The sequence below is a fragment of the Vibrio sp. 10N.261.52.C11 genome (assembly GCF_041471405.1).
GTDB lineage: Bacteria > Pseudomonadota > Gammaproteobacteria > Enterobacterales > Vibrionaceae > Vibrio > Vibrio crassostreae_C.
This window is the reverse complement of the sequence record NZ_JBFROI010000025.1, coordinates 99,729-112,051: the sequence shown is the minus strand read 5'-3', so window position 1 is coordinate 112,051 and position 12,323 is coordinate 99,729. Positions and strand designations below refer to the sequence as shown.

The 12,323-nt window shown below is 41.7% G+C and carries 11 protein-coding genes, 1 tRNA gene and 1 pseudogene; 5 read left to right on the top strand and 8 right to left on the bottom strand.

The features are described 5' to 3' along the window. Positions 1–36 precede the first annotated feature (36 nt). Positions 37–1,509 carry a hypothetical protein gene (locus tag AB4323_RS10795; protein ID WP_004734948.1) on the bottom strand — a complete coding sequence of 491 codons (1,473 nt, stop codon included), beginning with the start codon at positions 1,507–1,509 and terminating at the stop codon, positions 37–39. Between the two features lie 164 nt (positions 1,510–1,673). Between AB4323_RS10795 and AB4323_RS10790 the strand changes: the two genes are divergently transcribed. Next, positions 1,674–2,288, top strand: coding sequence for a hypothetical protein (locus AB4323_RS10790; protein WP_004734947.1), 615 nt, complete (start codon positions 1,674–1,676; stop codon positions 2,286–2,288). A gap of 152 nt (positions 2,289–2,440) precedes the next feature. On the opposite strand, the gene AB4323_RS10785 is transcribed toward AB4323_RS10790, so the two are convergent. From AB4323_RS10785 to AB4323_RS10770, 4 genes and pseudogenes are all read right to left on the bottom strand, one after another. Beyond that, positions 2,441–2,632 carry an AlpA family transcriptional regulator gene (locus tag AB4323_RS10785; protein WP_004734946.1) on the bottom strand — a complete coding sequence of 64 codons (192 nt, stop codon included), beginning with the start codon at positions 2,630–2,632 and terminating at the stop codon, positions 2,441–2,443. 182 nt (positions 2,633–2,814) lie between these two features. After that, positions 2,815–4,055, bottom strand: a pseudogene (locus AB4323_RS10780) (integrase domain-containing protein). Between the two features lie 186 nt (positions 4,056–4,241). Then, positions 4,242–4,318 (bottom strand) — tRNA-Val (locus AB4323_RS10775). A 264-nt stretch (positions 4,319–4,582) separates the two neighbouring features. Then, on the bottom strand, positions 4,583–5,251 hold the full coding sequence (locus tag AB4323_RS10770) for a DUF2726 domain-containing protein (RefSeq protein WP_372152437.1): 669 nt from the start codon (positions 5,249–5,251) through the stop codon (positions 4,583–4,585). Positions 5,252–5,524: 273 nt separating this feature from the next. Here AB4323_RS10770 and AB4323_RS10765 point away from each other — a divergent pair, with 273 nt between their 5' ends. Next, positions 5,525–5,710, top strand: coding sequence for a hypothetical protein (locus tag AB4323_RS10765; protein WP_017059179.1), 186 nt, complete (start codon positions 5,525–5,527; stop codon positions 5,708–5,710). Positions 5,711–5,845: 135 nt separating this feature from the next. On the opposite strand, the gene AB4323_RS10760 is transcribed toward AB4323_RS10765, so the two are convergent. Next, on the bottom strand, positions 5,846–7,804 hold the full coding sequence (locus tag AB4323_RS10760; RefSeq protein ID WP_372152435.1) for a diguanylate cyclase domain-containing protein: 1,959 nt from the start codon (positions 7,802–7,804) through the stop codon (positions 5,846–5,848). A gap of 261 nt (positions 7,805–8,065) precedes the next feature. Here AB4323_RS10760 and AB4323_RS10755 point away from each other — a divergent pair, with 261 nt between their 5' ends. After that, on the top strand, positions 8,066–9,172 hold the full coding sequence (locus AB4323_RS10755; RefSeq protein WP_017059177.1) for a M20/M25/M40 family metallo-hydrolase: 1,107 nt from the start codon (positions 8,066–8,068) through the stop codon (positions 9,170–9,172). A 108-nt stretch (positions 9,173–9,280) separates the two neighbouring features. On the opposite strand, the gene AB4323_RS10750 is transcribed toward AB4323_RS10755, so the two are convergent. Together AB4323_RS10750 and AB4323_RS10745 are read right to left on the bottom strand one after the other, a co-directional pair. Further along, positions 9,281–9,703, bottom strand: coding sequence for a DUF3859 domain-containing protein (locus AB4323_RS10750; RefSeq protein WP_019824122.1), 423 nt, complete (start codon positions 9,701–9,703; stop codon positions 9,281–9,283). A 78-nt stretch (positions 9,704–9,781) separates the two neighbouring features. Then, the gene (locus tag AB4323_RS10745) at positions 9,782–10,150 is read right to left on the bottom strand and encodes an ATP-binding protein (RefSeq protein ID WP_017065537.1); all 369 of its coding nucleotides are present in this window, start codon (positions 10,148–10,150) and stop codon (positions 9,782–9,784) included. 275 nt (positions 10,151–10,425) lie between these two features. Here AB4323_RS10745 and metA point away from each other — a divergent pair, with 275 nt between their 5' ends. Then, positions 10,426–11,367 carry a homoserine O-succinyltransferase gene (metA, locus tag AB4323_RS10740; RefSeq protein ID WP_017066439.1) on the top strand — a complete coding sequence of 314 codons (942 nt, stop codon included), beginning with the start codon at positions 10,426–10,428 and terminating at the stop codon, positions 11,365–11,367. 168 nt (positions 11,368–11,535) lie between these two features. Further along, positions 11,536–12,303, top strand: coding sequence for a type IV pilus biogenesis/stability protein PilW (pilW, locus tag AB4323_RS10735; RefSeq protein WP_372122253.1), 768 nt, complete (start codon positions 11,536–11,538; stop codon positions 12,301–12,303). The last annotated feature ends 20 nt before the right edge of the window (positions 12,304–12,323 follow it).

Below are 12,323 nucleotides of genomic sequence, written 5' to 3'. Positions count from 1 at the left end.
GTATTTGAAGTTACTCTGAAATTAAGTACCAAGCGTTCATCTGTTAATCTGCGCCAAAATATAATAGGTCTGCTCTTTTATCATTCGATTATCACAATCCGAATCAGGCAAACGCCCTCTTCGAAGAGTTTGACTATCATGAGATTTAGAGCTAATGATACTTAGGTCGTAATAGGTGTCATCAACAACATATGCCGCTGAAATATTACAGGAAGGGTACTTCCCTTTGCTTGGTACGTAGTGTTGAAAATCATGCATCAAGAGATTGACCTTTTTCAAATCAGCATATTGACCACAATGCCCTCGAATCACTTTTGCTAACGACATTGCTAGCCCTGAAGAAAGAGAGAGCAAACTATGCTTCCAAAATGCATGCACATCTTTCAATAACCCTGAATCATTTGAATCTTTGAGGTATTTCTGCGTAAATATTGAATCTTCTAGAACAACTTGCTGAACTTCGGAATCTGACTCCAGTAACTTATCCAGCTTATCGAATCCTTCACTGGTTAGTGATCGCCAATGACTCACCAGTATCAAAGCCGTCAAAATTTCTAGCTTCTCCAAAATACCTAAAGTAAGTCCATTCATTCTGAAAAAGGGAGCGCGCACTAGTCGTGACAGATCAAACTCATCAACGAAATCTGTTTTAGTTATACGTTTAGATTCCGTCTTTTCGAGCCTCTTATGAAGATTGATTTTTTTACCCATCAAAAAAGAGAGTTTGAAAGGAAGTTCAAAATCAAATTCATATTTCAGAGAGCACTCTTTTGCTGTTTGATAGATCAGATAGCATTCAGGCGTCTCATATATTAAGCCATTCACGTTTTTTAGTGTGTCCTTATCAGATATGACTTTCCTTTCACTTTTTTTCAATGAGAAAAAGGCTAAATCAACCTGATATCGCTTGCCAAACTTGCCGAAGTAGATCGGACACACACCACCACCAGCCACGCTCTTGATAAATTCAATATCACGCAGTGTTGCTAGTTGAGATTTCAAACGGCCTTGATTAATCCCCCCCATTAAACGTCGAATCTTACTTTCTGATAGTCGTTCTTCATTCCCCCCAGTAGTGGATGACTGAATAAAACCCAATTCATTTGTATGGAGGATAAATATCCCGATCAACAGGAGGTTTGAGGGCCTGAGTTTAAGCTCTTTTTCTTTTAGAACGGTTTGAATTTTTGATGAAAAAACTTCAAAAAATGCCTCATGAACGGATAGAAAACCACCCGCCTTCAATGAGTCTAAATAGACTGAATCAAAAGTGAACTTGTGCTTTCCATGCTTTACCTTTGTCACGACCCCTAGGTCATGACATTGCAAATATTCAAGCAATTCAGAAACAACTTTATGAGAGACCCCAAAGCTTTCACGGAGACGTGAAATCGACACATCTACCGACGAATATCTCTCATGAATTTGCTCGAAGATTATTGCTAAAAATAAGTACCTTCCCTCAGGAGAAAGATGCTTAACTTCAGATAAAACCTTAATAACAATCATTAGATCCAACTATATAAACCCTATTTTACATCCAATTATAAGAAAGCCTTACAAGCTTTAAAACCACTTTAATCACAAATTTAAAACATGTTTAAAATAAAGTTTTTAAATTTTACATGGAACATTTACTATCTTTTAAGAGTGGATGACAGGTGTATTATTTTATGAATGAAAAATCGCTAAAAAGTAGAATGAGCTGGTTCAAAGCAGACGATCTAGAAATGGCAGCGTGGTTAAAAAACTATGCTAAAAGACAGATATGGATAGAAGAAATCGCAAAAAAAACACCACTTAATGACATCAGAATGGATGAAAGCTTTGCTCAAAACTTCATCGATAATTGGACGAGTAAAAACGATATCAGTAGCGAAGACAAGCACAATGTAAACCTATTAAGAAGCGCATGGCGTAGTTATTCAAAGCGCGAAAAAACGTCAACATTTTTACTATCCCCCAATGCAAAAAAGTGCCTCAACTTCCTATCTAAACGGCGGAAAGTATCTAAAACATGCGTAGTGAATGAAATGCTTGTGGCTACCGTTAACCTTATAAAAAACAACAAAAATAAGAAATTCGAGGCCAACCTTTTTCTTCCAAAACTGGAACGAGAAGAGCACGCGATTGATTCACTATTAAAAGAACTGTTGGATATTGAGGAGCTAAAAAAAGAGATAACAGAGTTGAAGGAGAAGAATGCAACCTTACAAAAGTCATTGAACGACAGGGACGAAAGACTACGTACCAAAAGGTTGGGAGGACGGCGAAGACCTTATAAATAGTTTATTGTAACTGCTATTGGTTAACACTATGCGAGTAATTTCCTTCTCCGGCATCACGTTTTTAGCTATTGATAAATTAAGTAATAATATATTGAGCAGCAATAAAACTACTATGTAGCGGAAAGTGACAACCTTCTCCGCTACATAATTTGTTACCTGTGAGCAACCCTATCAAGAATCCAGTCTTGAACCTCACTTTCTACCCAGGCAACAGCTCTATCTCCAATTGGCACCTGTGATGGAAACTGCTGTTTTTCTATAGAGCGATACATTCCCGACCTTGATAAGCCTGTCATTACTAGTACTTCATTAAGACGAATTAATCGAGTGGTTACGTTTGGCATATTGACACCTTGTAAGTGAGTGGATTTCACTTAAATGACATATGTCTGAAATTATTTAGGTTATATGCATAATAGAAAAACCATGCCCTATGCCAATGCCCTGCCCGACTTCTAAATTCAGTGAAGGACACTAGTTACACCGTAACATGAGTTTGCTGAAATCAAATTACATGTACCACCTATTAACCCACAACCTTCAGGCTCTTTTTACCACTCATCGACAAAGTGCCCGAAGCAGCTTCTTCGATATGATCACTCCACCACGCCATGATAACTTTACGGCGTTCAAGGTAGTCAGTTCGGTTGTATGCGCTTCTTACCTTATCCCTATCCACATGAGAAAGTGCAGCTTCAATAATGTCTGGTTCAAAGTTCTGTTCATTTAGAGTGGTACTGGCTAATGCGCGTAAACCGTGAGAAGTTTGCCTGCCCTTCATGCCCATTCTTACTAATGCTTTATTTGCTGTCTCTTTGTTGATGTGATTTTTGTTACTTTTGTCTGCAGGGAAAAGATATTCACTATCACCTGTGATGAAATCAATAGTTTCTAATAGATCTAAAGTTTGTTTTGTTAAAGGGACGGTATGTACTCTCCCCTTTTTCATTCTTTCAGCAGGAATAATCCAAAGCATCTTTTCTCTGTCAATTTCATTCCAACGTGCCCCGGCGGTTTCAGCAGGTCTTGTCATGGTGTGAAGTTGCCATTCTAGCAAGCAGCGAGTGATGGGTTTAATGGATGCGTAGTTGATTGTTTTGAGGAGCTCTGGAAGCTCATCTGGGGCTAACGAAGCTTGGTTGGTTACTTGGCGGTTTCAAAGGCTTTACCAATGCCTGCGAGCTTGTTGTGCTCAATCACACCCGTGTTTACTGCAAAGGTCATTATCTCATTGAGGTTGCGACACAAGCGCCCGACTGTTTCTAGCTTACCTTGGTTAGCAATGGGTTTAATTGTTTTGATCGCTTGAGGGGCTGTTATATCACCAAGAGGAAACTTACCTAGGTCAGGTAAGAGATATTTCTCAATGCGTTGCTTTAATTTCTTAGCCGTTTGCTCTTTGACGCTTGTTTTCTTCACTTCAATCCAGTCATCAAATACCGACTGTAACGTATTCGACAATTCTAACTGTTTTTCTCTGAGAGTTGTGTCGCGGTGCTCTTTAGGGTCAATACCATCAGCAAGTAGTTCTCTCGCTTCAATAGCTTTGGTTCGAGCTTTGGCTAGTGAGACCTCAGGGTACTTACCTAAGGCTAGGTTCAAGCGCTTTCGTGAAATGGGATGATAATAAGAAAAACGCCATAGTTTTGTTCCTATAGGCTTAATCTTCAATGATAATCCATCACCGTCACCTAAATTATATTCTTTCTCTTTAGGCTTTGCTTGTTTGATTTGAGTAGCCGTTAAAGGCTGTACCTTTTTCGCCATCGTAACCCCCTGAAGTAACCTCGAAATTGCTTAGATCTTAAAAGACTACTTCAGAGATTACTTTAAACGGTGGATTTTACAACACATCATGGAATCTCTTGGGACCAAGAAATGGCTAAGAGCCTGATAAAGCAAGGAATTACAGGCACAAAAAAGCCCACACTAGGTGGGCTCTTTCGTATAATGTGGTGCCCGCTACTGGACTCGAACCAGTGACACCTTGCATGTCATGCAAGTACTCTAACCAACTGAGCTAAGCGGGCAATGCTTTGAAACTTAACTAACCGCTTTACTAAGTGGCTAACGCTTCAGAACGAGATCGATAATAACGAGTGAATGGGTAGCGTGCAAGGATAAATTTGCACAAAACGGTTCGTTTGCTTTTAAAAACAACAATCAGAATAAATTTTAAACACAAAGCAGATCAATGGCTTGAAGTAGATCACATTTCGCCTCTAGTTCAATAGCTATATACCTCTGCCTGTTTCGTGTCTTACCCCTCTAATAAAGCATTTTAACTCAAGATATTAGTTAGAATCTTCATCCACATCGAATACAACGTTGTAGTTTTCGGTATAGGTGCAGTTTGGCTGGCGGCTACAAGTGAAGAAGCGTCGGCCTTTGTAATCGCCTTGGCTTGCCAGTTTGATGATCATTGGGCTACCACACTTCTTACAAAATCGCACTTCTTTGGATGGTTCGATTAGATCGATGTGGGCTGCCAGTAACCTCTTCAAACGGCTCACTTGGTAGCTGTGTTTAATTGAAGCACCAATCAGAGGTAAACCTGCCGATTTACACACGTGAATTAGTAGCTTTTCGCGATCGACTTTCCCTTTATTGAGCTCTTTGCCGTTATCAAGTTCGATAATAACGCGGGGCTCTAGCGTTCGCGGGTCGCAAACAACAAAGTCGAAGTAACTACGTGAGATCTTGTTGTTGGTGATAAACCAATTCTTCTTATTGTTCGTCTTAGCAGGAACAAGTACGTTCGACATGCTGACTTTAGCAAACACTTCCCCATGGTTGCCCACAGCTGATTTTAGCGCATTATAGAATGTCGCCTGTTGCGCCGACATTAACGCGCCTTTCTTCTGATAAGCGTGGTCTTTGGTGTCATCGTGTTTCACCACATACTTTTGAATAAAGTAAAAGAACACAACCAGAACAATTACAACGATAAAGATATTAGTCATTTTCCAACACAATCAAGTCTGTATAGGGATTAAGAGAGTAGCTAGCGTATGTAGAAAAGCATCACCTGGCAAGCAAAAGAGCGAGAGTTGCCAACCAGAATCACGACCTTTGAGCGCAGTGCCCAACGAGAGGTCGCTCCTTCACTAGACACACCTCTCTTATTTTGATAATTAAATCATCAATTACACTCTAGATTGATTTAGATCAATTTACCTAGATTTGTGATCAACTAGTCTGAAAAACGTTAGACAAATGTTAATAAGGAAATTGATATGGAACTTAAACAAGACCCAAGATGTTATACCGACGTATGTGTAGATGGTAAATGGTTCCACTATGACCACTGCGGAACCCAAGCCTACATGTTAAAGGGAGGAGCTTCGGCTGTGATTGAACTCGCTAGCGAACCAGCGACAGAAGGCGAATTGGTTGAAATGCTTCAAGGTGTCGCTAAGTAACCCACCAAGCCAAATCACAGTATGAATTAAGCGAATAAGAGTAAATAGCCGTATTAGTTCAGATAAGCACTCTTATTCGCTTAGTTATTGAAGTTCAGGTTTCTTGATTGCAGGGGATTAACTAAGTTTAGGAACTCAAATGATAACGACTTTATTGCGCCCTGACTGCTTAGCTTGATACAAAGCATCGTCTGCCGATTTCAAGTGTTTCTTATAGGTACGGCTATTCAACTGTTGCTCCGTTAGATGAGTCGTCGCACCAATCGATGTGGTTAATTCTAATGGGCCAGAATGCGTTTCAATCGCTCGGTCAGCGATCGCTTGCCTTATAAGCTTAAGCTCTTTATTAGGATCTTGATTCCCAGCCAGCAACAAAACAAACTCTTCCCCACCCCATCTTGCCACTACATCGTTTGTTGATAAGATTTTCTCTAAACGCTTAGCGACTTCCACCAGCACTTGGTCACCAATATCATGCCCATAAGTGTCATTAACTTGTTTGAAGCGGTCTAAATCTAGAATAGCGAGCGTATACCCAAACGACGACAAATGATGTGGCATCGGCTGAGTTAACCGTTGCTCTAAGTAACGCCTATTGTATAAGCCTGTCAGTTCGCATCTTGTTGATTGCTTAAGTAGTTCTTTGTTGGTCTTCTGGATCGAGCGTAACCTTATCAATAGTAACGTGGCGCTTATCATCACCATGATACCCAAGGCGACAACAATTCGATTTCGTAGCTGCTGCTTATCTAATGTCAGCTCACCTAACTCTTTTTCTGCGTTAAGCAGTTCGTTTTCTCGAGCTAATGATGCTGTAGCGAAATCTTGCTCTAGTAAAAAGATATCACTCTGGCGCTTATCAAATAGCAGCGCTTTGTTGCCCTTGTAATAGAGTTTGAAGTAACGAAGTGCGTTCTCGCTGTCGCCTCTCGAATCATAGTATTCAGCAAGTGTTCTTAAGCCGAGGACCTTCCAGCTGCGAGTCCCCACAACATCGAACATTGCAGACGATCGCTTTAGATCAGCAAAAACAAAATTATCTCGGTTCAAACCAATGTTCGCTAAGGCTCTATTTAGGTAACACTGCCCCAATTGAAGTGTGTATTTGTCCACGCCTGGGTATCTAAGACACAAGTTTGCGACTTGTCGTGCTGACTCAAAGTTCTTTTCCGCCAACAACACATCACTCTCTGCTTTTAATAGGATGATTTTGTATCGTTCACTCACGTTATCGCCATTTAGCTTAGCCGCACTTTGATATGCTTCTCGGCCTTTGACTAAATCACCACTGCGCAGATAAGCAAAAGACTCATTCACATGCAGCACGCCGATGGTAGACGCTTCGAGTAGTCCACTCTTGTAATAGAGCTTTTTGGCTCTTTTAATCAGCTTGAGCGCTTTAGGCCAGTCTTCCAAATAGATATAAAGCAGTGCCATATTTGACACTAACTTGCTGTTGTAGATGTGATGAGGGTACTTCTTACCAAGGTCTAAACCTTTATGGAAAAAGTATTGAGCTTCAGGAAAGTCATTGCGGATGTTATTGATGACACCAGCCGTGTTATAGGCCTTAATCAACAACTCTTCATAGTGAAGCGATTCTGCGATATCTATCGCTGCTCTGATTTGGATTTCAGATTCCGCTAGCTCACCCTTACTGATGTATTCAATCGCCAATTCAACGAGAGATTGGGCCTTTAGCCAACCCATATGTTCGTGTTGTGCGAGTGCTTTAATCTGCCTGACGTATTCGGAAACCGCTTCGGTATCCAACTTATGTTGCGCGAGGTTGGACAAAATCATCAATTCGTAAGCACGATAGATGGCTTTATCTTGGTCTGGGAACTTGGCTTGGAGAGCCTCAAGTTGTTGGGAAGCTAAATTAGGGTCACCGCGAGATACATCGAGAATATCGATCAACGCAGATCCATATTGAGAGAGTGATAACTCTTTCTCTGGACTATAAACACTCGGGTTTTCAGGGCGAATATGCTTTAAATCGTCGTCATAAGTTGGATAGAGCAAATACAGCCCCAGCACAATACTCATCAGCACCACGAAAAGGAATGAACCTAACACATTGTTTCTATTCATTTATCAGGGCCATTATTGATTGAATTCCAATTTTATTGACGTTTTTTTAAGAGCGGTCAAACATTATACCCGACAGATATACAGATTAAAATCCTGCGCACTGGTGGATCTGAATTGGGTTTTTCTCATTAATTAGAATAATCAGGCAACTTTCTTGATTTAACTCAGACAATCATCTACCTCATTGGCGTTATAGTGATTTTCCTGTTCCTACCTCCGCGGCTTCTTTTTGAACAAGCGGAAGCATAATGAGAATTAACAATGACCCAAATTAATGAACAACGTCTTGTAGAACATTTCTGCGATCTAGTGAAAATTGATAGTGAATCTCGTAACGAAAAAGCGATTGCTGAAGCTTTGGCTGAGCAACTCGGTGAACTAGGTTTTGAAGTTCACAAACTGGCGGTTCCTGAAGAAGTGTCTAATGGTTTCAACATCTACGCTCGTCTAGATGGCACTCTTCCAGGTAGCACAGTGTTCAGCTGCCACATGGACACAGTAACGCCAGGCATCGGCATTGAGCCAATCATCGAAGACGGTATCATCCGTTCAAAAGGCAACACAATTCTAGGTGGTGACGACAAGTCTGGTATCGCAGCTATCATGGAAGCGGTTCGTTGCATTAAAGCTGAAGGACAAGAGCACAAAACTATCGAGATTGCATTTACTGTATTCGAAGAAGGCGGTCTGTTCGGCTCTTTGAACTTCGATATGTCTTACATTCAATCTGAGCACGCAATCGTACTTGATACAGGCGGTCCAATTGGCACTATCGTAAACGCAGCGCCTGGCCAGCAGAAGATTGTTGCTAAAATCAAAGGTCGCCCTGCTCACGCTGGTTTAGCACCAGAAGAAGGCATCAGCGCAATTCAAGTTGCTGCAGACGCTATCACTAAGATGAACCTACTTCGTATCGATGAAGAAACGACAGCAAACGTTGGTATTGTTGAAGGTGGTCAAGCAACTAACATCGTAATGCCAGAGCTTAAAGTCGTGGCTGAAGCACGTTCTCTAAACGGCGAAAAGCTAACGGCTCAAGTTGAACATATGATCTCTACATTCCAAGAAAGTGCTAAGCAGTTCGGCGCTGAAGTAGAAATCGAATCAACTCGTGCTTACGATGCATTCGTTATTGCAGACGATCATCCGCACATTCTTTCTATCAAATCGGCGTTTGAGAAGCTTGGCGTCACAGCGAACACTAAACGCACTGGCGGCGGTAGCGATGCAAACAACTTCAACGCAAAAGGCCTGACAACAGTTAACCTTTCTACTGGTATGGCGAAAGTTCACACCACTGAAGAGTACATTGCAGTGAAAGACATGGTCGCAATCACTGAGTTTGTTGTGGCTTACGTAACGCAATAATCGAATCCATTAGTTAGGTAGTCACTTCTATCTAGCACAATGAAAAAAGCCGAGACATCATCACGATGCTCGGCTTTTTGTTGTTTAGGTGAGCATAGAAGGTCGAACCTAAAACCCTCTACGCTTCCAGAATTGGCCTTCGTCTTTTGCTACTAGGTCGAATGTCTTGTCGGCGATGATGTTGCCTTTTAGCTCAACCGTCATGCGCCACTTTCCTAGCTTGTTCGAGACAGGAGCCCAGATAGTGTCACCTAAGTAGAAATCCCAGTCATTGTTACCGACATACTCCTCACCATCAAACGGTTCGAGCACTTCACCTTTGTCTGTGGTGATGTTTGGGTGATAAATGCAGTAACGGATCTTCTCACCTTTGGCTTTTTTGATATTCAGGATATAGCCAAACTCTACGTCGATTTCAGCATCAACGGTGGTGGTGAACTCTTGGATTTTTGGAAGATCTTTAGATTTTGAATCCCATGTGGAATAGATACCATAAGAAGTCATGTCGACCACAACAGAGCGCTTTGCCATTTCAATCGTTACCTTGAAGTTGTTCTATTAATTTAATTCTATTTGCCATTCAGCCACGCAAGCAGAAGAAGAACGAGGCTATTCTTGCCAGTCTTTCGCCATACGCTTAATTACTGAAGGTTCAATGTCGTGAATAGTGCCATATTGCTCTCGGCACACTTCGATAATTAATTCTGCTTTATATTTGAGTGCAAGTTGGCGGTAGGCTTTCATTTCCCAATGCTTAATAAAGGTATTCGAAACAACCACATCAAACCCTTGCTTTAAGCCGTTTTCAGCTGTGTTTTGACACCACTCATGAGCTTGTTGCAGCTGCCTAGGATCAAAATGGTACTCACCTTGCTCATTCACATAATACATATCGGCTTCGACATGCAATGCATCGTAGGTTTTTGCTTTTGTTGATTTGCCAGAACCGGGCAACCCTCGAATGAGTATTAACTTCATCTGTCACTGTACAGGCTAATTTGAAAACATGAGTTTATCGTAAATAGTAACGAGTTGCTCTGATAACTGCCTCTGCTCAGCATACGAAAACCAAGTACTTACACACGACTCAGACAATCACTGAATACAATGAGACTCCCCTCGAAGCGCGTGGATTGCTTCTGATAGAAAACACAAATAATTTACATCTATCCATTTTGCATATCGACAAGCGTATCAAACTACTATAGATTTAGATGTATAGACGTCTACATATCTAGCTTAGGGAGAAAGCTGTGCCTATTCGCATTCCAGACCAATTGCCAGCATCCGATGTTCTTCGTGAAGAAAACATCTTCGTTATGCCGTTATCAAGAGCATCGACACAGGAAATTCGTCCACTTCGAGTCTTGATCCTCAACCTAATGCCGAAGAAGATTGAAACTGAAACTCAATTTTTACGCCTACTATCGAACAGCCCATTGCAAGTGGATGTAGAGCTGCTGCGCATTGATGACCGACCAAGTAAAAACACACCGACTGAACACCTTGATAACTTCTACCGCCAATTTGAAATGGTCAAAGAAAGAAACTTTGATGGATTGATCATCACTGGTGCGCCGCTTGGCTTGGTTCAATTTGAAGATGTGATCTACTGGGATCACCTGAAAACCATCATGGAATGGGCAAACAAGCACGTTACTTCAACGCTATACGTGTGTTGGGCGGCTCAGGCTGGTTTGAAGTTATTATATGATTTGCCAAAACGCACTCGTAAAGAGAAGCTGTCTGGTGTTTATAACCACGAGATACATAACCCATACCACCCTATTTTACGTGGCTTCGACGATACATTCTTAGCTCCGCACTCTCGCTATGCGGACTTCTCTCAAGAGTACTTAGCGGAACATACTGACCTTGATGTTCTTGCAACTTCTGATGTTGCAGGCGTATACCTAGCAGCAACCAAAGATAAGCGAAACGTGTTTGTAACGGGTCACCCTGAGTACGACTCTCACACACTTCACAATGAGTACATTCGAGATTTGGGTGAAGGCATGGAGCCTGTGATACCAATCAACTACTACCCGAATAACAATCCAGACAACAAACCGGTTGCAAGCTGGCGCAGCCACGGACACTTGTTGTTCTCAAACTGGCTAAACTACTGCGTTTACCAACAAACGCCTTACGATCTGGATCATTTCAGCGAAGACAACTTTACCAAAGACGATTAAATTCTTTCTTCCGATTCACAAACACATAAACCGTGTTCAGTATGTTGTTGATAAAACGACGAATTGGACGCGGTTTTTTTATGGTGTGTGGGTCGCATTCCATGATAGATTTACGACTTCAATGGGTTTGATTTCATATGATGGGTTGGTGTTCATAAGGAGCTTCACATGCCTGCCAAGCCATCATTTTCAAATCCGATTTCGTTGTCCCGCCCTCTTTCGTTATCAAGTGTGGTACTACTTGCCTCGCTTTCCTTGGCCGGTTGTGTCTCTGTCACTGAAGGACCGCCAAAGATTGAAAGTGATCCTATCGCGATGTCTGAATCTCGAATCGAATTAGGTTTGGGCTATATGGGACAAGGCAATATGGTGAGAGCGCGTGAAAACCTTGAGCTCGCGATTAAACACGCACCTAGCTACTACCGTGCTCGGCTTTCAATGGCGCATTACTACGAACAAGTGGGTGAAGTAGATGAAGCGAGAACCACTTACCGTAAAGCACTCAGTCTTGATTCAAGAAACGGCAATGTATTGAACAACTACGGTACCTTCTTGTGTAAACAGGGCGAATACGAGCAAGCTGATAAGTACTTTAATCGCGCTATCGATCAACCTTACTACTACTTGGTATCTGCAAGTTATGAAAATGCCGCGTTTTGCGCATTTAAGGCTGGCAATACGGACCAAGCGAAGTACTACTTTAGCAGAGCAATTGACCACGATCCAAACCGCGTGAAATCGATACTGCAGCTTTCAAAGATTGAAGTGAGTGACGCCGATTACAATGAAGCTCGACTCCGTTTATTCAAATTCCACCAGCGTTATGGCTATCAAATTCCATCACTTAAAATCTTGGTCGATCTCGAAAATAAAGCAGGCAACAGAGCTCTAGAGCAGAAATATCAGAGTAAGTTAGATGAGTTGCTTTCTGCTTAGCGTATAGGTAAAACACAAAA

Coding starts and splice junctions, on each gene's coding strand:
- AB4323_RS10795 (WP_004734948.1), bottom strand. CDS start 1,509: ATGATTGTTATTAAGGTTTTATCTGAAGTTAAGCATCTTTCTCCTGAG.
- AB4323_RS10790 (WP_004734947.1), top strand. CDS start 1,674: ATGAATGAAAAATCGCTAAAAAGTAGAATGAGCTGGTTCAAAGCAGAC.
- AB4323_RS10785 (WP_004734946.1), bottom strand. CDS start 2,632: ATGCCAAACGTAACCACTCGATTAATTCGTCTTAATGAAGTACTAGTA.
- AB4323_RS10770 (WP_372152437.1), bottom strand. CDS start 5,251: ATGACTAATATCTTTATCGTTGTAATTGTTCTGGTTGTGTTCTTTTAC.
- AB4323_RS10765 (WP_017059179.1), top strand. CDS start 5,525: ATGGAACTTAAACAAGACCCAAGATGTTATACCGACGTATGTGTAGAT.
- AB4323_RS10760 (WP_372152435.1), bottom strand. CDS start 7,804: ATGAATAGAAACAATGTGTTAGGTTCATTCCTTTTCGTGGTGCTGATG.
- AB4323_RS10755 (WP_017059177.1), top strand. CDS start 8,066: ATGACCCAAATTAATGAACAACGTCTTGTAGAACATTTCTGCGATCTA.
- AB4323_RS10750 (WP_019824122.1), bottom strand. CDS start 9,703: ATGGCAAAGCGCTCTGTTGTGGTCGACATGACTTCTTATGGTATCTAT.
- AB4323_RS10745 (WP_017065537.1), bottom strand. CDS start 10,150: ATGAAGTTAATACTCATTCGAGGGTTGCCCGGTTCTGGCAAATCAACA.
- pilW (WP_372122253.1), top strand. CDS start 11,536: ATGCCTGCCAAGCCATCATTTTCAAATCCGATTTCGTTGTCCCGCCCT.